Raw genomic sequence first — 18,529 nt, 5'->3', positions numbered from 1 at the left:
AAAACGCCATGTGTTACAAGACTCTGCTAGTCCACCTCGACGATTCGGCGCGATGCGAGGTCCGTCTGGCACTCGCGCTCGATCTGGCGGAGCGCTTCGACGCACATCTCATCGGACTGTATCTCCCGATTCCGCATTCGCGCACGCCAGCAGCGGACGACACCCCGGTGCCGGAGCAACGCCGTGCGCACACGCACGCTCAGTTCCTCGAAGCAGGCGCGCGAGCGAGCCGGATGGTCGAATGGCGTGCGCTGCAACCCGGCGACGCCTCGGCCGCGACGCTGCATGCACGTCACGCCGACCTGCTCGTGCTCGGACAGGGCGAGCGCGACAACGGTGCGTTCGATCCGGCCAGCGGTCTCGTCGTGGACCTCCTGATGACGTCCGCGAGGCCAGCCGTCGTGATCCCGCATTCCGGGGGTTTTCCGACGCTCGCACAGAACATCCTCATCGCATGGGACGGCAGTCGCGAAGCGGCGCGCGCGGTGTCCGACGCCCTGCCGCTATTACAGCGGGCCGATTGTGTATCGATAGAGATCATCGCCGCGCGTCGCGGCGCAACACGCACGCGCGCCGAAACGGAGGTGGCGGATGCCGCGGCATGGCTGGACCTGCACGACGTCAGCGCTTCGTTTCACGAAAGCGCACGCCAACCGGGCGTCAAGACAGGTACGGTGCTGCTGAGCCGCGCGAGCGACCTGCGCGCCGACATGATCGTGGCCGGTGCTTACGCGCATTCGCGCCACTTCGAGCGGGTACTTGGCGGCGCGACGCGCAACCTGCTCGAAGCCATGACGATTCCGCTTCTGATGTCCCACTGATTCGCCCCTGCACGGCGGCGCGCCCTGAACGCCGACGTGCACCTGCCCGCCGGGAGCCCACCATGGACGACAATCCAGCCGCAGTCGATTCCGCAAACCGTTCCCTCAACACCGCAGCCGAAGTCACCCACGAGTTCGCCCTGCGATTCGCCGTGCGTCATGCAACGCTTGCGCCGTCGAGCCACAACAGCCAGCCGTGGCGCTTCGTGCCCGGTGCGGATCGTGTGATGCTCTGTGCGGACAGGCTGCGTGCGCTGCCCGTGGTGGACCCTTACGACCGGGAGCTCATCATCAGTTGCGGTGCGGCGCTTTTCAATCTTCGTGTGGCGATCGCGAGCCTCGGCATGGGTTACGCAATCACCCTTTTCCCGTCGAGCACGGAGCCGGATCTGTTAGCCGAGATCCGCCTGTTGCGTGAGCGCGTCACCGCGCCGGAGCTGGCGACGCTGTTGAGCGCGATTCACGAGCGAGTAACCACGCGCCATCCATTCTCGGCCGATCCCGTCGACGTCATGATCGAACAGCACCTGATGGACGGCGCGCGCGCCGAAGGCGTCGAGGTTGCCTGCGTGAGCGCTGCCGCGCCGCGCAATGCGATTGCCGACCTCGTTGCCGAAGCCGACCAGCAGCAATTCGCCGATCCGCGTTTCAGGCGCGAGCTCGCGAAATGGATTCACCCGCGCCACACCAACGATGGAATGCCGGTCTATGCGGCTGGGCTCGGCGCGCTGCTCGATTTCGCGAGACCGCTCGTGACCTCCGCGATCCGAACCTTCGACCTTGGCGACGGCGTGGCCGCCACGCATCGCGAGCTTGCGGCGGGCTCGCCGCTCCTGCTGTGTATCGCAACCGGCGTCGACGAAACGCAGGCCTGGCTCGCCGCGGGTCAAGCGCTCGAACGGGTCCTGTTGCTGGCGACCGTGCACGGCCTCTGCGTGTCCTATCTGAACCAGCCCATCGAGATAGCAGCGCTACGGTCCCGGCTTGGTTCCCTGATGGGACTTCAGGGTGCGGATTTTCCGCAGCTCCTGTTGCGCATCGGCCGCGGCACGCCCGACGCGGCGTCACCACGGCGCCCGCTCGACGACGTCATGTCTTGAGCGTGCCCTCGCCGCGCGTCCGCGATCCCGGCGCGCCTTTTTGCCCTACCATGCATAGAGCCGTTATGGTACTCGCGGCAATGAAGGGGCGAGGCCGCCATCTAAGGATTCTTCTGAATGTTCGGAGCGCTCCATGCAAACGGCCGAGTCCACACCCTGGTTCGGGCGCAACGATAGCGAAATTGCGATCGCCGACCGCTATCGGCTCTTGATCGATGCTGTGCACGACTACGCGATCTTCATGCTGGAGCCAGGTGGTCTCGTCGCGAGCTGGAATCTCGGCGCGCAGCGCATCAAGGGCTATGCACCGGACGAAATTGTCGGCAGGCATTTTTCCGTGTTCTATACGCCGGAGGATATCGCCTCGGACAAGCCCGCGCGCCTGCTTGAGACGGCCGCAACTGATGGACGGGTCGAAGACGAGGGATGGCGCGTGCGCAAGGATGGCAGCCGCTTCTGGGCGGATGTCGTCATAACAGCGATTCACGACGAGTCCAACGCGCTCCTTGGCTACGCGAAGATCACGCGTGACATGACCGAGCGCCGTCGGCTGGACGAACTCGAACATTCACACGCGGTGTCCGCGCTGGTCCAGCAGGCGCGCGAGAACGAACAACGACGCATTGCCCGCGAATTGCACGACGATCTCGGCCAGCGGCTCGTCGCCCTGAAGATGGCGCTGGCGCAGCACCAGACAGAGCTTGGCACCGCGTTGGCGGGGCCGCTGCGGCACACGCTTACCTCGCTCACGGAAATGGCCTCGCAGATCGACTCGCTCACCATGTCGGTGCGGAGAATCGCCGCCGATCTGCGCCCGAGTTTGCTCGACGATCTCGGGCTGGAAGCCGCACTCGAATGGCTCGCGCACGATTTCGAGCGGCGCTGCGGCGTGGCTGTGCGATGCGAGCTGGATGCGCACGCGCTTGAGCCCGGCGACTTCGCGACAACCGCCCTTTTCCGCGTCGCCCAGGAAGCGCTGACGAATGTGACGCGTCACGCCCGCGCGCTCAACGTCGCGGTCCGTCTTTCTTCTGACGAACACCGCTGCTGCCTGATCATTCGCGACGATGGCGTGGGTTTCGCGCCCGGCGCGGCGGTGAGACCCGATGCCTTCGGCCTGCTTGGCATGCGCGAGCGCATGGTTCAGCTCGGCGGCTCGCTTTCGGTCGCCAGCCGGCCCGGTGCTGGCGTCACCATTACCGCCGAATTGCGTCTGCCGGTCGAGCCTCACCAGGTCAAGCGGCGGTTGCAGCGATAGCCGACATGAATGTGTGTGCTCAGTCTGCGCCGCCCACTTCACGCGCAAATTCGAGCTGCCCCTCGCGCAACTGCTCCGCGCAAGAGCAATAGAGCCATCCCGGACCATTATCGATGCTATACATGCCCCGGCACATTCCCTTCAGGCGAATCATCGTCGTGCCGTCTGCGGCTGTCTCGCGGGCCGCCCAGAAATAAGCGACGCCGAATTCGTGGGGCATCCGCGTCTCGATCGTCTCGTCCGTATTCCGCACGATCGGCGTGGGCGAATGCGATTGGACAAATGCCCGCGCACGGCTCCATGCCTGCGCACAGTCGCGCAGCGTCATGCAGTGGATTGCCGCCTGCTCGCGTGCGGCCTCCAGCCCGGACTCCGTATGACGGAAAGCTTCGCGACTCGCATCGGTCGCACAAGCCGCAAGCCACGCCGCAAGCAGGACCAATAGCCGACGCAGACTCCATCCGTGAAACATGTTGGGAATCTCAAGAGAGAACCGGTCCGCGAAGGCGGGCCACAAGGCCCAATCTACGGATCGTCTACTCCCGCACGATTGATCTGGCTCAACTTAGTTTCTCGCCCTCGATGACTCTCACGACTGATGCAGATCAACCGCGCAACGGCAAAGCGCGCTGCAATAAGCGTCAGGCGCGCCGAGGGCGCATTGTGAGGGAGTGCATGATGAAGCTGACCTTTCTGGGTGCGGCGCAGACCGTCACCGGTTCGCGTTACTTGCTCGAAGCGCAAGGCAAGCGGGTGCTGATCGACTGCGGGCTGTTTCAGGGCACCAAGAACCTGCGTTTGCGCAACTGGGCGCCGCTGCCTTTTCCCGCTGATACGCTCGATGCCGTCATCCTCACGCACGCGCACATCGACCACTGCGGCTACCTGCCGGTCCTGGCGCGCAGCGGTTATCGAGGCCCGGTCTGGTGCACGCCGGGAACGGCCGATCTATGCGGCGTGATGCTGCGCGACAGCGCCCGATTACAGGAAGAGGACGCGGCGTTTGCGAACCGGCACGGCTTTTCGAAGCACAAGCCGGCCCTGCCGCTCTACACGCTCGACGATGCCGAAGCGGCGCTGCGGCTCATCGCGCCACGCGATTTCGACACACCCGTCGCGCTCGGCCAGGATTTGACCTTCCGGCTGCTGCCCGCCGGACATATCCTCGGTGCCGCGAGCGTCGTGCTGTGCAGCGGCACGACAGTGGTTGCCTTTTCCGGCGATCTCGGGCGTCCCGACGACGCGCTCATGCGTGCGCCGATGCCTCCGGTTCATGCCGACTATCTCGTGGTCGAATCGACCTATGGCGACCGGCTGCACGCGGCCCTCGATCCCGAAGGCGAACTGGCCGAGATGTTCGCGCGCACCTTCGCACGCGGTGGGATCGTGGTAATGCCCTGCTTCGCAGTCGGCCGCGCGCAGGAAGTGCTTTACTACATCGCACACCTCAAGGAAACCGGACGCATGGCCAACGTTCCGGTCTATCTCGACAGCCCGATGGCGATCAGCGTCACGGATCTGTACCGCCATCACATGCGCGAGCATCGGCTGAGCATCTCGCAACTGCACGCCATTGACCACGCGGCGTTCATGACACGTACCGTCGACGACTCGAAAGCCATTGCTTCGCGTCACGGACCGATGGTCATCATCGCCGGCAGCGGCATGGCGACCGGAGGACGCGTGCTCCATCACCTGAACCTCTATGCGTCCGACCCGCGCAACACGATCGCGCTGGTGGGCTACCAGGCGCCCGGCACGCGCGGCGCGGCGCTGGAGGCGCACGCTCCGGCCATCAAGCTGCATGGAGGCTATGTGCGCGTGCGCGCCGAAGTGGCCTCGATTTCCTCGCTCTCTGCACATTCGGACTACCGCGAAACGATGCGCTGGCTCGCCGGCATGACCTGCCCGCCGGTACGCACGTTCGTGACGCACGGCGAGCCTGCAGCCGCCGATGCGCTGCGCCGGCGCATCGCCGAAACGCTGCACTGGGATTGTTGCGTGCCGGAGCAGGGGCAAACCGTCGAACTGCCCGAGGGACCGGTTCGCGAACATCCATGCCCACCGTGTGAATCCGTCGATGCGGCGTGACCTCTGGCACGAATGATCCGTGCGGAAGCGGCGCGGCCGGATCGTGGCGCGCCGGCACCGCCTGCGCACGCGGAAAAGATTGCGACCTGCGCCACACATCGCGTATTTTTTTCAGGACAGACCTTCGCGACGATCCTAAAATTGGGGCAAGCGGCCCCGGTCATTTCGGCTCCCGGATGTTCTCCGATGAAGTCGCTACTTCATATGGGAATGGCTGACACAACCGTTCCACGCAAGCGCAACTTCATCTGGACAGTTGCCATGAGCACAGGCGCTAAGCGACACGAGCACGGCGCAGCACGCATGTTCCTTTCACGTCTACGTCAGCCAGCAGGAGCATCTGCGCTGGCGTTCGTCGTCGTCCTGACGCTCGCACTCATCGTTGCTGCGTTCATCGCGGCACAATGGCAAGCCGTCGCCGAGCAGCGCTTTGCGCGCAGGGCGTCCGCGCTACGCGAAACGGTCGAGCACGCACTCATCGCCGACGACGCCGTCCTGCGCGGCGCGCGCGGATGGCTCGCGCAACATCCTGCTCCCGATCCCGAGGCATGGAGGCAGTATGTGGCCGATTCAAGTCTGGACGTCTCCCGGCTCGCGGTGATCGCGCTGGGATACGCCGCCCTGCCTCACGGCGCGCCGGATGCAATATCTGCGCAGTCTCCGCTCACCACGCTTTGGGCCGGCCCTGCCGCCGCGGACGCTGGCGAAACACCCGACCAGGGCGCCGCGGACGTTGCGGCGCGCCGTTATGCGCTGCAAACCGGCCATGTGGGGCTCGCCGCCGAATCTGCCCAGAACGCGGCGCAGCCTCGTCTGATGCTGTATCTGCCCGTCTACGCCGCTCCGGTTGCGCGTGACGCGCAACGGTCGTTAGCGGGATACGTCATGACATCACTCGACATGCGGCGCCTCTTCGAGCCGATACTCGCCAACCAGCCGGACCTCACTCTCGCCGTCCTCTCCTCTCATGCCGGCCAGCCAGCAATCGAACTTTATCGCAGCGCCCCCACGGAAAACGCCGCAGTTGCCGGGGGTGCACGATTCGAGCACACGGATACCATCGTGTTCGGCGGCACCACCCTCACGCTTCACGCGAGCACCGATGGCAGCCCGTTCGTCACGGGCGCAGCCGCCAGCGCTGGGACCGTCCTGCTTTACGGCATCATCACAGCCGCCCTCTGCACCTTTCTGGCTCATCGCCTCGCACGTGCAACGACAGCAGCGCCCAGTCCCCGCCTCGTGTCCGAACCCGCCGTCGCCGATGCCCGGCTGAACGAAGCGCGCATGATGGGCATCGTTCGTTCGTCGATGGAAGCCATCATCACGGTGGACGAAGAGCAGCGCATCGTCATCTTCAATCCGGCCGCCGAATTCGTTTTCGGGCTGTCCGCGATGGACGCAATCGGCTCCCCCCTGGCTCGCTTTATTCCCGAGCGCTTTCGCATGGCTCACGCTCGCCACGTCGACCAGTTCGGCGCGACCGGCGTCACCGAACGCCAGATGGGCCGCCAGCAACGCACGCTGTTCGGCCTGCGCGCCAACGGCGAGGAGTTTCCGATCGAGGCGTCGATTTCGCAGATTCACGATGTGTCCGGCAAGCTCTTCACGGTCATGCTACGCGACATCACCGAGCGGCTGCGCGCGGAAAACTCACTCAAGCGCTCGCGCGAAGAACTGCGCGAGCTCTCGGCCAATCTGCAAAACGTGCGTGAGGCCGAAAAGACGCGTATCGCACGCGAATTGCACGACGATCTCGGCCAGCAGCTCACGGCGCTCAAGATTGATCTCTCCGGGCTCCGGCATCGGCTTGGCGGCATCATTGGCAATGACATCGCTACGCGCCTCGACGACATGAACAAGCTGATCGATTCGACTGTCAGAGCCGTGCGGCGCATCGCAGCCGACCTGCGGCCCGTCATGCTCGACGACCTCGGACTCGTGCCCGCAATCGAATGGCTCGCGAACGATTTCACAAGCCGCTACGGCATCGCAGTGCAGCAGTCCATCCACACCGGCAACACGGTGTTTTCCGGCGAAGCCGCTTCGGCGCTCTTTCGCATCATCCAGGAAGCGTTCACTAACGTCGCGCGCCACGCCGATGCTAGTCTCGTCACCCTGAGGCTCGACGTCGACAGTCAACACTGCACGCTGCGCATCGCCGACAACGGCCGCGGCGCGCAGAACGACGCCTGCGATCCGCAGCGGCACGACCGTCACGAAAAATCATTCGGATTACTTGGCATCCGAGAGCGCGTGCATATGTTCAATGGGCAAGTCGAGATCGAAACGGCGCCCGGCAAAGGTTTTGCGATCGCCATTACGTTCGAGCTCGACGCCCTCCTGCCAGAAGAGACCGCCTCATGATCAAGGTGATCCTCGCCGACGATCACACACTCGTGCGTGAAGGCCTGCGGCGCATCCTCGAAGACGCGAGAGAGTTCGACATCGTGGGCGAAGGCTGCGACGGCGCCACCACACTCGCGCTCGTGCGCGAGCGCGAGGCCAGGGTGCTGGTGCTCGATCTCTCCATGCCAGGACGCAGCGGCGTGGAACTCATCAAGCAGATCAAGGACGAGAAGCCGGCGTTGCGCATCCTCGTGCTGACCATGCATGCCGAACAGCAATACGCGGTGCGCGCATTCAAGGCGGGCGCGTCGGGCTATCTCACCAAGGAGAGCGCCAGTGCGGAACTGGTGAACGCCGTGACAAAGGTGGCCGCCGGCGGCGTCTACGTGAGCATGACGATGGCCGAGCGCTTCGCGCAAAGCCTGAACGAGCCTGTCGACGCCCTGCCGCACCAGCGGCTCTCCGACCGCGAGTTCGAGGTGTTCCGGCGCCTCGCCAACGGAGAAACCATCGGCGAAATTGCGCAGGCACTCTGCGTGAGCGCGAAGACGATCAGCACCTACAAGGTACGTATTCTCGAAAAAATGGAGATGCCGCACGAGGCCGCCCTCGTGCGTTATGCCCTGCGTCACAAGCTGCTAGATGACCAGGACGAACCCTGAGCCGCTTCGCCTTTCCGTTGCCACACCTCGTCGCCCGGATCAGCGGCTCATCGTCGCACGCATGTAGGAATTGCCCTACACAGCTTCTGTTCCGCGTACGCTGATTTCCACCGGTGCCGATTCTTTTTCGCCATGTTGTCGCCGATACTGGCTACATGAAAGCCGCTCCGACGAGGCCACAGCGGTACGCCGCAGCATTGCCGAGGCACTCGCGATCTTCTGCTGAATGCAAGCGACGATATGGAACTCACTGCCCGGCTGTCGCGCGAACAACCCGAAGTGGTCACGGTCGTGCTGACAAACCATGCTGATGCGCCGCTCAAGGCCGCCTGCGAACGGGCTGACGCCGCATTCTTCTTCGACTAGACGGCCGAATTCGACGCTGCCTTTCATGCCGTTGAAGCGCTTGCGAAACAACGCGCGGACCTCGCGCGATGAATTGGAGACTCTCATGTATGCCGAGCCGGTTTGCCGCCCCTATCTTTCCGCGCCTGGATCCACGCTCTGGCCAGCAATTGCATTGCAGCCAGCGGCGAGCGAGGCCGCCCCGTGCCGTCCCGCCTCGCGTTGCTCGACGTGCTCGCTGCGCCCGGTCTGTATGCCAGCGGACCTCAGCGCCGTGGAGCTCCAGCAACTGGATACCATCGTCTTCACGACGCGCATCGTGCGGCGCGCCGAAACGCTCTTTCGCACACACGATCCATTCCAGAGCCTCTACGCGGTACGCACCGGCTCGTTCAAAACCGTCGTTATGCATCGCGACGGCCACGAGCAGATCACGGGTTTCCAGATCCCCGGCGAGCCGCTGGGCCTCGACGGCGTGTGCGCCGGTACGCACAACTGCGACGCGATCGCGCTCGAAGACAGCACGGTCTGCATCATTCCGTTCGGCCAGCTTGAGCGGTTGTGCCGTGAGAGCCGTCGTATGCAACGCCATCTCTACCAGTTGATGAGCGGCGAAATCGTGCGTGAGTCGAGTCTCATGATGCTGCTCGGCACCATGACCGCAGAGCAGCGGCTCGCTGCCTTCCTGCTCGACCTGTCCGCCCGCTTTAGCATGCGCGGCTACTCGGGCGCGCAGTTCAACCTGAAGATGAGCCGTGAAGAAATTGGCTGCTTTCTCGGTATGAAGCTCGAAACCGTGAGCCGGATGTTTTCGCGTTTTCACCGGGAAGGGCTGGTTGAGCCGGCGGGCAAGCAAATCCGTATCGTCGACGCGGACGGCCTTGCACGCGTTTAAGCCCCGGCGAAGCGGACAACTGCGCCTGACTTGCTGGCAGCGAGCCTTGTCGGCCAAGCTGGTTCTTTGCGCGGCGCTCCCGGAGTATCGGGCGCCGCGTCTTTATTCGCCCGCTGTTCCCATCCCCGTCTCCGTCCCCACTCCACCCTTGTCGATTTGACCCAAGTCAACGCCGTACCGCCAGACAATGCGAGCATGATCCAAGGCGGCCCTCCTTTCAGCCTGCCCGATATTCGAGGAGATCATTCATGGCCTGCAAACTGTTTCCCGCCACTTTCGCACCGCTGCGCGAAGCGCGTCGCACGCGGGCAGGCACCATGCTCACGCAAGCGGCCGTATTACTCGCCGTGTCGCTGCACGCCGCCGGCGCGGCTGCTCAAGCGCCCGAGCCTGTCGAACTGGTGGATCAGCAGCACTGCATGTTCTGCCATACCTCGGACGCCCCCTTTCTCGCGCCATCGTTCCATCAGATCGCGGAACGCTATCGCGACAAACCCAACGCCAGCAGGATGCTGGAGGAAAAGCTCAGGCACGGGGGCAAGGCTCACTGGGGCGACATGTCCATGCCGCTGCCTGCCGATCGCGGCGGCCCCCTTTCGGCCGAGGACGCGCGCACGCTCGTCCAGTGGGTGCTGAGTCAGTAACTTCAGGGCGTCGGCGCGCGTACCACAAGTCATCTCGACGCGCTCTACCCGCTCGCGACCGGCGCCAGATCGATCGTCTCAATCGACATGAGCGAGCCTGCGTCGCGGAAGTTGGATTGTTCGGCGACGCGGGAACACACGCAAAGAAAGCTCACGACGGCTTGGCGCACTCCATCTTCGCGTCAATGATCGCGCCGCGCCCGGCCGCTTTGAACTGCGTAGCGCGAAGCGTCGGCGAGCTGTAGTTCCTGCTCGGCGGCATCGAAGGCCTCGCGCATGGCGACGAGTGGATCATCGTGCGAGCAGTGGACGATGGGCTTGAGACCTGCTTCGGCCAAAAGAAGATCGAGTCGCACATCGTAGGTCTGGGCATGGCCCGTTGTATGCATCGATTCGATCGCAAGATGACATGCCTGTAACACGCCGCTGAACCGCTCCAGGCGAAGAAGCTGCACGCCGGCTTCCGCCTCGATCGCGGCGGACCCGACGAATCCAAGATAAACAATTTGCATGCCCAGTCCCATCGCCATGCCCCTTCCCGCCTTTCTGTATCACTGCGTTCACGCGCGTAGCGACTATCATCGCTGCACGTGGAATGCATTGCGATTCTTGAGATCGATCCAGAGCATGCCTTCGCGAAGGCCGTCCAGCATCGCGGCCGTCTCGGTAACGAGCGTTCGATGATGAGCAAACGCGTGGCAGACCGGTTGTTCCGGCCCGCCCTGCCTGATGCTGATATGGCACGCGAAGCCGCCCTGTGGAGCGGGGGACGTGACCGCTTCCACGACCCACGTGTCTCCATTGACCGTACCCTTGAGTGTCATGATGCGAATCTCTCTTGCACGTCACTGTAGATGGAATGGCACACGCGTCGGCGCGCGTCATTCGCCATAAACGCGAAACACGCCACTGTGCAGCAGCACAGGTGCCCCGCGCGTCGCCTGAATCAGCGTGACCGTCGTGTCCTCGATGGCGTGGCGATGTTCGTCGAAGGCTTCAACGAGATCGGTCTCGCGAACCGATCGCGCTCCGAAATGATCCTCAAGCGCCTCAGCGGTAATACCGCACTCGATCCGCTTGCCGTCCACGCAGACCGGAAACACCAGGGTGTAGCATTGCGCGTCGTATTCAGGCGCCGACTGGGGGAACGAAATTTCCATGACCTGATCTCCTTGCCATGCCTCCCGCAGCCATTCAACGGGCGGCCAAAAAATGGGCGGGGTAAAATCAGGATAAGGCTTTGAAGTGCGGGTCGGTTGACTCATATCAATTCAATGAATGCTGCTCACGGCCGAGAAAGCCGAGTACCCAACAGTCTGCGGCACGAGCATCAGTGGCAATACCGTGCGTCGGGCAACATCGGCCGCGACGCTTCCGAAGCGCCAGCGAGCCCCCTCATGACCTCCGCGCGTTCCGAGCACCAGTAGATCCGCGTGCCATTGCAGCGCTGCCTCGACGATCTCGCGTGAAATCGAGGCGCCCTCATGCTGCAGCTCATTCGGCGGCCGTTCGAGAACAACCGCGTCGAAGTCTTCCGGATGCCGCGCTTTGACCGGGTCGCAAGCCAGATAACCCACCCGGACCGCGGCACCGGCCGCAGCGACGCGAGCGGCTTCCCGAACTGCAATGGCCGACGCGGCGCTGCCGTCGCTCGCGACGAAAATGCGCTGCGGGGGAACACGGCACCGCCGCGCAAAGGGTTCGGGCAGCACCAATACCGAGCAATCCGCTGCGCCAGCCAGCGCGACCGCGTTCGGCGGCGCGCCGATCGCCAGGTCGGCTCGCCAGGCACGCATCGCGTGGGCCAGTGCTTCCGTCTGTCCTCCGCCGCCGTCCGGTTCGAGGACCGCCCCCTGTACCTCGATTCCGTGCCGGGCGAGCGTCTCGCAGGCTGCTTCGACGGTTGCGCCCAGGATGAGCGGTGCCAACAAGCCTGCCGTGGCCTTCCTTCCCGCATCGTGATCCGAAGGCTCCCCTGCGATTGCTGCGACGCGCACTCGTGCACCGCCCCGCGCCCAGCCGGCCACGCAGTCGAGTAGCGAAGCCACATGTTCTCGTCCCGTGATCAGGACAACGATGCATGAGAAAGGCGCGACGACGGGTGTAGTCGTACCTTTCTCTGCCGAGCGCCTCATTCTTCCTCCCCGCGTGGCGCGCCCGTTCCCGCACCAACAGCGCGGGTCCGGTAACTGGGGAACGGCCCGCAAAGGAAAAAAAGGCGCAGGCTGTGCCCGCGCCTCACCGGCACATCCCGTGCGAGCCAGCACGTATCGATGCGCCGCCTCCCCGCAAAGCATTTCATCTACTCGATCCGCAGGCGCTTATGCTCTGCCGGCGCCTTTTTCGGCAGCGTCAGCGACAGCACACCGTCCTGATATTGGGCAGTCGACGCGCTCTCGTCGATATCGCCACCAAGCGAGAACGAGCGCGCAAACGCCCCCGTATAACGCTCGCGGCGGATGACCCGTTCACCTTCCTTCTGCTCGGTCTTGCGTTCGACCTTCGCGTTGATCGACACCACATTGCCGTCGATCTTCACGTCGATGTCTTTCTTGTCCACGCCCGGCAATTCTGCTTTCACCGTGTAGGCCTGATCGCTCTCGGTCACGTCAAGCTTCATTGCCGAAAGGTCGTGCTCCTCCGCCGCCAGCAAGCCGCGCATGGGACGGAAAAGCCCCTGAAAGAGGTCGGAAACCGGCTCCACCGAAAACGGGTCGTAACGTGTCAGGTTGCTCATCGCTATTCCTCCTTTGAGCTGTTACTCGCCGCACCGTCCAATCACTGAACCTCGCGGCAGCGCGGGCACGTGCCCGCTCCTTGCGCGCCGCACACCGTCAGCACGCTTCGTCTTTAATCTACGGACACGCGACTTTTCTCGATTGATCTACCTCAATGCTCGCTCTCTCGTGCGGCGTGTCGACTCCGCACTGGCGTACCACCGATCGCGGCACGCAGGCGCTTGATTTAAGTCAAGCGTGCACACCTCTTCATTCGTAGACTCGAATCATTTCGTTGCCCGCATGAGGCTGGGTGGCGATGGACCGTCCCCTCGTCCCGGAGTTCCGCCATGTCCTTTAAGAGCTTGATGCTTCATCTAGATACCAGCGCGCGTGCCAGCACGCGCCTCTCGCTCGCGTTGAAACTCGCGCGCACGTATGGCGCGCACCTGGACGGTCTGTTCGCCGCCTTTGAGCCGAGCCCGCGCGAGTTCCATGTCATGGCCGGTACGGCAGACTACTTCGACTCGCACCTCAGACTACGGGCGGAGCAACGCGCTGCGATCGAGCGGCTGTTCCATGCGGAGCTTGCCCGCGCGCAGGTGGAAGGCGCATGGGTGACCGCCGAGGGCGAACCCGTTGCGACCGTCACACAGCGCAGCCGCAGCGCCGATCTGACGATCCTCGGGCAAACCGATCTGGACGACCCGGAAGCCTATGTGGCGGATCACTTCGTCGAATCGATCGTGCTGGGCACCGGTGGCCCTGTGCTCGTCGTGCCCTATACCGGGCACTTCGAATCGCTGGGTGAACGCGTGCTTATCGGCTGGAACGGCAGCCGCGAGGCAGCGCGCGCGGTTCACGATGCGATTCCTTTCGTCGCGCGCGCTGCGCATGTCACGGTTGCTGCCGTTTCCAGCAGCTTTACGTCCGCCCCCTCGCATGCGTCGTGCTCGGATCTGGCCGCAATGCTCGCGCGCCATGGCGCGAACACCGTCGACATCGCACGCTTCGACCGTAGTGCCTCGGAGTCCACGGGCGATGCTCTGCTCAGCTACGCGGCCGATAACGGCTTCGACCTGCTGGTGATGGGTGGCTATGGTCATCATCGGTTGCAGGAAACCGTACTCGGCGGCGCGACGCGCTCGGTCCTGCTCACGATGACCCTGCCCGTGCTCATGTCCCATTGAGCAACAGCGAACGCTCGCACGCTCACTCAGCTTCATGCCCAGGTTGCTAATTTGGCCCGGAGACTCAACATGTTTTCCCGCATTCTCGTCGCACTCGACGGCAGCCAGACCGCGTCGAAAGCGCTCGATTTCGCTATCGACCTTGCGCACGATAGCGGTTCGGAGCTACTGCCGCTTTACGTGATCGATATGCCGGTGCTCGCCTACGACGTGCCGGGCTTCGATCCGTCGATCGTCCGCGATGCGTACGTCGAAAAGAGCCGGATTCTTAGCGCCGACGCACAGAACCGGATGGGACGCGCGAGCGTGAGAGGCAGCCCGCGCACAGCAGAAGTGGAGTTGGGTGCCGATGACATCGCGCAGTGCATTGAGCGCGCCGCCGCCGACTGGCATGCCGACCTGATTGTCATGGGCACGCACGGACGCCGCGGCATGCAGCGGCTGATGCTCGGCAGTGTTGCCGAACGTGTGCTGCGCAACGCCTGCCGCCCGGTGATGATGGTCCCCGCTCGCACGGCCGGACCGGACCCTGAGCAGGAGCACGAGCCGCCGGATGATCGAACCACCAGCGCTTGCCCTTAAGACCGATGGAACGACGACGGCCCTGTTGCCGGCGTTGCCGGAGATGTTGCGACGCGACACGCCAGACCCGACAACGCCGCTTCACGAGGCTAGCCGCGAACAATCAAGACTGGACAAGACGCGATCCGGAGAAACTCCTCTGCAACACTCCCGAGTACCGCCCTTTTCAGTCCGCGCTTACCGTGTGTCCCCATGACGACCAGATCTGATCCCCGAATTTTCACGCAGCGTTGCAAACATTGAGCGATCGAGTCTGATCTCCCAAGCGTCTCACAAAGCTCGACTGAGCAAGGAACCTTGCTTTCAAGCATCGCCTGCCGCGCTTCCTGGAGAGCCAGACGCCCGACCTCGTTCAGCACCCTGCCAAGCGCTTCGGGCTCGTAGTAGCCCGAATAAGGCGCAAGCCCCCATTTCTGAACGACATACACCGCATGCACATGTACATGCGGGAGTAATGCGAGGTTGATGGCCTCGCGTGTAGCTCGGCGTGACGAATCGCTTCCGTCGATCGCCAATAAGATTTGGCTATAGATGGCCGTTTTCATTGACCGCTCTCCCAACTGAATATGCGTCGCTGAGCGGCCCCAAATGTACGCGTGATCTCGTCCTTGTGAGGCAGGGCGCGAATTTATGGGCAGGCACAAGCCGCTCTCTGAGTGCTACGGCAATATGAAGACACATCGCAGCACTCACCTCGTCATGGATGTCTCGCAATCAGTTATGCGCCGCCGCTGGACTCATCTGGCCGCAAATATCGCTGCGCGCGGCGTCGAGCGATACGTCTCCCGCAGGAAAGACGTTGTCGGAGCGGCACGACGTGATCGCGAAAGTTGCCCGTTACTGACCGCCAACAGTTTCTGGCCAGACAACCCTATCGTGAACGCCGCGATGACAACTCGTTTGACACATATCAGGCGCCACTATTGCCAGTGCATTGTCCTGTTTCGTCGAGCACTAACCCTGATAGTTGCTGCGCACCGCGCTCTCATCAAGAGGCAAGTCGCACCCAGCCAACCAGAATCACAACGACGTCGCGGAGCCGTCATGGCGAGGCCAAACGACACTGCCGGAGAACGTCCATGTCGAGCCAAGGGGTATTCGTCGCATCGCGAGGGGTACGGCCGCTACCGGGAAAGGGACGCAAGGAACTTCAGCAAAATCGATACTGAGGCTAACTCTGCTTCCTGCGCGGGACTGCGCATCACCGACGCGGGCGAGGGTCAGGGTGTTGAGACCGCCTGGAGCGTGCGCCGTATCCCCGTCCACCCGCAATTGCTCGCTGGAGTACGCGCACGCGCAGCGCGGCGAACCGCGCGTCTTCCCCGGCCTTGTGGCGAACAAACACGGCGAGGAGTCCGTGCAGTGGTCCAAGTGGTTCGGCAAGTATTTGCGGGGGGCAATGTCACGGCCCCCCGAATGGTGTTTCACTGCTTCCGGGGCCGCCCTCGTTTCTTCGGTGGGTCCGCTGGACGCTCGACCATCCACGCTGGCGCGCTGCCCGTGGCAACCGTCACAACCTCGACCGCGACGCGCTGGTCTGCGATGCTCGCCAGCCCCTCGAACACCTCACGCAACAGCTTGTTCCTGCCTTGCGGGTGTCTATCGTCGTTCGGATCGGCCACGGTCGGCACAGGTCGCAGTTTCTTCTTCGCCCCGCCTTGTTGCGGGCGCATCCACATAGGCCACGCCTCAACACCCGGCCTAGTCGTTCGATGGCACGCGTACACGACCGCTCGCGACACGGACGCATCGCGCCACGAGAACCGCCGATCCTCGAACCACTGCCTTAGCTCCTTGTGGCCCGCCCACGGGTGCGTGTCGGTCGCGTATGCCTGCTCCTGCCGCCGCTCGCGCGCCGCCCACAACTTCCGCTGAATCCTCTGCTCCTCGATCCAGACGCGCGCCGTGGCCCGCTTCTCCATCCACTTCCAGTACGTGTGGTTCCGCGCGTCCTCGCCCTTCGGCCACTCGGGCTTTTCGCCCAGCGCCGCGAAGTGTTCACACCACGCTTTACGGTCATTCTCGCGCTTCTGTACGTCACGCTGCTGCTGGAGACTGTCCGCCGCGATACGGACGCCCCACAAGCCTGCAAACGGCTCTGCAAGCCATCGAGAAACAGCGGCCTTCGTCAACCGGTTAGCGGCCCCGGCCTTAACGGCGACTGGCGGGTCGATAGGCAACTCGGCACCGCCCCAATCGTCCTGCCGCCATTGAAACCAGTCCTCCGGTTTCCAGCGCTTCAAACTACCCGCCCGTCTGCTGTCCACACAATCGGCGCGCCTTCCGTTTCCTTATGTCTGATACCCCACGTACCCCGATCGCCGAACTGGCTCTCCGGCAACCCCGTGGCTCCGTTACAGGCCAGGCACAACGCCCCGCGCCCGCTCACTTCCTTGTGGTTGTGGTCGTGCGCTACATGATCATCGCTCATCGCCGTGGCGCAAATTGGGCACTTGCCACCCTGCAACCGCCACATGCCATCACGCAGCCACGCGTACTCTGCTGACGTTTTGTTGATCGTCGTGAACTCGTTTTCTCCCTTCCCCGTTTTTCGCGCTCGCAGGGCTAGCGCTACCTGCTTTTTCTTACGTGCTGCAACAGCCATCCGTTCCAATTCCTATATCAAATCCGTATCGGCATCTTGTGCCGCTGCCCCCCCGCATCCGCCAGCACTGCGCGCTAATGCTTTCGTTACGTGAGCAGCCATCCAAATACGCCTCCGTCTCGCCGCGTTCAGGGGAACGTTTTGCTTCATTTCGCCCTCACACTCAAGATTCGAGCATCACTCGCGCGACCTCATTGTGGAATTTCATTTTATTTTCAATCCTTATCAAACTGGAAGGACTGCCACCTAGGGGCAGTGCATGGCTACACGGCTTCCCGCAAGCGCTGATACACCGTCTCGCGGCTTATCCCGTATTCCTTCGCCAGCGCCACCTTCTGCTCGGCAGCGACGGCCCACTTGCGCAACCATGCTGGCACACCAAAGCCGTAAATCGGCTCTCTGGCGGGCAGGCAAGGCGCGGGACAGCTCGCGGGGCTGCGGGCTCTACGGGGATATGGGGCGAGGTACGGGTTCCCCGTACGCGATCAACTCGGCTACGGTTTCTGCAACTATCTGCCTAATCCCGGCGAGGGCCTCACCGTGGGGTGGGGCCAACCAGCTCAGGCTAGGGAATTCGGCGCACAGGCCAACGTACTCCTTATCCAAGGATGACCAGGTGACGTTGTACCATTATTGGTCTATAGACATTATTGTTCTCTCAGGTTCTAGTCCAGCCGCAGTCCGCAAGGCGCACCTTTTAATTTTTTGGTCTCAGCAATTCTTCATCGGGCTAACTTCGCCAACTTTTCCAGCTACCCTCACCTACGTGCTCGCGGTACACCTCGCCCAGCGCCTCGACAATCGATGTCGACTGCACGTAGTACGCCTCCAATTCGTAACGGTATCTTATGCCCGGCGCATTGTATCGCCCGCCCCGCGTGATCGTAGATTAACCCTTATTTAAAGGGATACTATTGCTTCTGTCAGCCAATATCTTTCCGCTCAACATGCTTTCTCAATCGCATCAACGGCTTGTCGTTCGCGGCGGATTATTGTGATCCGCCGCCGCATTTCATTTTCACAGAATTCCTTACTATACGGGGAGGATTGCAGCGCTTTCGGTTAATCCGCGCAAGCTCGCTTTACGGTCGCGGCACCCACTCCTGACCCCACGACTCAATGCCCTGCCCCCACATCGACGTCAATTTGATCAGCAGCACGATCGCGGCTGCACTGATCAAGATCGCCGCAACCACGACACACGCACGCAAGACCTAATCAATCCTGACGACCAGGATCACGAATCAGACGATTGCTATCTCGCGGCTTGAAA

At 63.0% G+C, this 18,529-nt stretch carries 20 protein-coding genes; 10 read left to right on the top strand and 10 right to left on the bottom strand.

All coding sequences use genetic code 11. The annotated features are described in order from the left end of the window. The first annotated feature begins 8 nt into the window (after nucleotides 1-8). From U4Y88_RS29920 to U4Y88_RS29910, 3 genes are all read left to right on the top strand, one after another. Nucleotides 9-821 carry a universal stress protein gene (locus tag U4Y88_RS29920; RefSeq protein ID WP_321788374.1) on the top strand — a complete coding sequence of 271 codons (813 nt, stop codon included), beginning with the start codon at nucleotides 9-11 and terminating at the stop codon, nucleotides 819-821. Between the two features lie 62 nt (nucleotides 822-883). Next, a complete protein-coding gene (locus U4Y88_RS29915) occupies nucleotides 884-1,921 on the top strand; it encodes an Acg family FMN-binding oxidoreductase (protein WP_321788333.1) in 1,038 nt (345 codons plus the stop codon). Between the two features lie 133 nt (nucleotides 1,922-2,054). Continuing rightward, the gene (locus tag U4Y88_RS29910; protein WP_321788331.1) at nucleotides 2,055-3,179 is read left to right on the top strand and encodes a PAS domain-containing sensor histidine kinase; all 1,125 of its coding nucleotides are present in this window, start codon (nucleotides 2,055-2,057) and stop codon (nucleotides 3,177-3,179) included. Nucleotides 3,180-3,198: 19 nt separating this feature from the next. Here the strand turns inward: U4Y88_RS29910 and U4Y88_RS29905 are convergent, their stop codons facing one another. Next, nucleotides 3,199-3,507, bottom strand: coding sequence for a hypothetical protein (locus U4Y88_RS29905; protein ID WP_321788329.1), 309 nt, complete (start codon nucleotides 3,505-3,507; stop codon nucleotides 3,199-3,201). A 350-nt stretch (nucleotides 3,508-3,857) separates the two neighbouring features. Here U4Y88_RS29905 and U4Y88_RS29900 point away from each other — a divergent pair, with 350 nt between their 5' ends. The 3 genes from U4Y88_RS29900 (at nucleotide 3,858) to U4Y88_RS29890 (ending at nucleotide 8,278) form a co-directional block, all read left to right on the top strand. Next, entirely contained in the window at nucleotides 3,858-5,270 is a 1,413-nt protein-coding gene (locus U4Y88_RS29900) for an MBL fold metallo-hydrolase (protein ID WP_321788373.1), read from the top strand. 186 nt (nucleotides 5,271-5,456) lie between these two features. After that, nucleotides 5,457-7,634 (top strand): PAS domain S-box protein, encoded by a 2,178-nt coding sequence (locus tag U4Y88_RS29895; RefSeq protein WP_321788327.1) that lies wholly within the window; start codon nucleotides 5,457-5,459, stop codon nucleotides 7,632-7,634. Beyond that, the gene (locus tag U4Y88_RS29890; RefSeq protein WP_321788325.1) at nucleotides 7,631-8,278 is read left to right on the top strand and encodes a response regulator transcription factor; all 648 of its coding nucleotides are present in this window, start codon (nucleotides 7,631-7,633) and stop codon (nucleotides 8,276-8,278) included. Before U4Y88_RS29895 ends, U4Y88_RS29890 begins: the two co-directional genes overlap by 4 nt. Nucleotides 8,279-8,353: 75 nt before the next feature. Here the strand turns inward: U4Y88_RS29890 and U4Y88_RS29885 are convergent, their stop codons facing one another. Continuing rightward, complete coding sequence (locus tag U4Y88_RS29885; RefSeq protein WP_321788323.1) at nucleotides 8,354-8,731, bottom strand: hypothetical protein; 378 nt, start codon at nucleotides 8,729-8,731, stop codon at nucleotides 8,354-8,356. Between U4Y88_RS29885 and U4Y88_RS29880 the strand changes: the two genes are divergently transcribed. Together U4Y88_RS29880 and U4Y88_RS29875 are read left to right on the top strand one after the other, a co-directional pair. Continuing rightward, nucleotides 8,730-9,518, top strand: a complete 789-nt coding sequence (locus tag U4Y88_RS29880; protein ID WP_321788321.1) for a helix-turn-helix domain-containing protein — start codon at nucleotides 8,730-8,732, stop codon at nucleotides 9,516-9,518. The genes U4Y88_RS29885 and U4Y88_RS29880 overlap by 2 nt on opposite strands. Nucleotides 9,519-9,835: 317 nt before the next feature. Continuing rightward, the gene (locus U4Y88_RS29875) at nucleotides 9,836-10,162 is read left to right on the top strand and encodes a c-type cytochrome (RefSeq protein WP_321788371.1); all 327 of its coding nucleotides are present in this window, start codon (nucleotides 9,836-9,838) and stop codon (nucleotides 10,160-10,162) included. A 182-nt stretch (nucleotides 10,163-10,344) separates the two neighbouring features. On the opposite strand, the gene U4Y88_RS29870 is transcribed toward U4Y88_RS29875, so the two are convergent. The 5 genes from U4Y88_RS29870 to U4Y88_RS29850 form a co-directional block, all read right to left on the bottom strand. Next, nucleotides 10,345-10,692: a hypothetical protein gene (locus tag U4Y88_RS29870; protein WP_415774517.1), complete on the bottom strand. Its 348-nt coding sequence runs from the start codon at nucleotides 10,690-10,692 to the stop codon at nucleotides 10,345-10,347. A gap of 48 nt (nucleotides 10,693-10,740) precedes the next feature. Then, nucleotides 10,741-10,986, bottom strand: coding sequence for a UDP-glucose 4-epimerase (locus tag U4Y88_RS29865; protein ID WP_321788319.1), 246 nt, complete (start codon nucleotides 10,984-10,986; stop codon nucleotides 10,741-10,743). Nucleotides 10,987-11,043: 57 nt separating this feature from the next. Beyond that, nucleotides 11,044-11,322 (bottom strand): DUF1488 domain-containing protein, encoded by a 279-nt coding sequence (locus tag U4Y88_RS29860; protein WP_321788317.1) that lies wholly within the window; start codon nucleotides 11,320-11,322, stop codon nucleotides 11,044-11,046. A 111-nt stretch (nucleotides 11,323-11,433) separates the two neighbouring features. After that, nucleotides 11,434-12,090 carry a universal stress protein gene (locus U4Y88_RS29855; RefSeq protein ID WP_321788315.1) on the bottom strand — a complete coding sequence of 219 codons (657 nt, stop codon included), beginning with the start codon at nucleotides 12,088-12,090 and terminating at the stop codon, nucleotides 11,434-11,436. Nucleotides 12,091-12,464: 374 nt separating this feature from the next. Beyond that, nucleotides 12,465-12,899: an Hsp20/alpha crystallin family protein gene (locus U4Y88_RS29850; protein WP_321788314.1), complete on the bottom strand. Its 435-nt coding sequence runs from the start codon at nucleotides 12,897-12,899 to the stop codon at nucleotides 12,465-12,467. A 330-nt stretch (nucleotides 12,900-13,229) separates the two neighbouring features. Here U4Y88_RS29850 and U4Y88_RS29845 point away from each other — a divergent pair, with 330 nt between their 5' ends. Next, nucleotides 13,230-14,069, top strand: a complete 840-nt coding sequence (locus U4Y88_RS29845) for a universal stress protein (RefSeq protein ID WP_321788312.1) — start codon at nucleotides 13,230-13,232, stop codon at nucleotides 14,067-14,069. 69 nt (nucleotides 14,070-14,138) lie between these two features. Continuing rightward, a complete protein-coding gene (locus tag U4Y88_RS29840) occupies nucleotides 14,139-14,651 on the top strand; it encodes a universal stress protein (RefSeq protein ID WP_321788310.1) in 513 nt (170 codons plus the stop codon). Nucleotides 14,652-14,740: 89 nt separating this feature from the next. Here U4Y88_RS29840 and U4Y88_RS29835 read toward each other — a convergent pair whose 3' ends face one another. The 3 genes from U4Y88_RS29835 to U4Y88_RS37805 all read right to left on the bottom strand — a co-directional run bounded on the left by U4Y88_RS29835 (nucleotide 14,741) and on the right by U4Y88_RS37805 (nucleotide 17,127). Then, nucleotides 14,741-15,184 (bottom strand): universal stress protein, encoded by a 444-nt coding sequence (locus tag U4Y88_RS29835; protein ID WP_321788367.1) that lies wholly within the window; start codon nucleotides 15,182-15,184, stop codon nucleotides 14,741-14,743. A gap of 891 nt (nucleotides 15,185-16,075) precedes the next feature. Next, nucleotides 16,076-16,894 carry a hypothetical protein gene (locus U4Y88_RS29830; RefSeq protein ID WP_321788308.1) on the bottom strand — a complete coding sequence of 273 codons (819 nt, stop codon included), beginning with the start codon at nucleotides 16,892-16,894 and terminating at the stop codon, nucleotides 16,076-16,078. After that, nucleotides 16,891-17,127 (bottom strand): endonuclease domain-containing protein, encoded by a 237-nt coding sequence (locus tag U4Y88_RS37805; RefSeq protein WP_415774518.1) that lies wholly within the window; start codon nucleotides 17,125-17,127, stop codon nucleotides 16,891-16,893. The genes U4Y88_RS29830 and U4Y88_RS37805 overlap by 4 nt, the downstream gene beginning before the upstream one ends. Nucleotides 17,128-18,529 lie beyond the last annotated feature (1,402 nt).

The sequence above is a fragment of the Paraburkholderia sp. J94 genome (genome assembly GCF_905220285.1).
Classification (GTDB): domain Bacteria; phylum Pseudomonadota; class Gammaproteobacteria; order Burkholderiales; family Burkholderiaceae; genus Paraburkholderia; species Paraburkholderia tropica_A.
The sequence above is the reverse complement of the archived record's forward strand: the minus strand, read 5'-3'. Positions and strand labels throughout refer to the sequence as shown.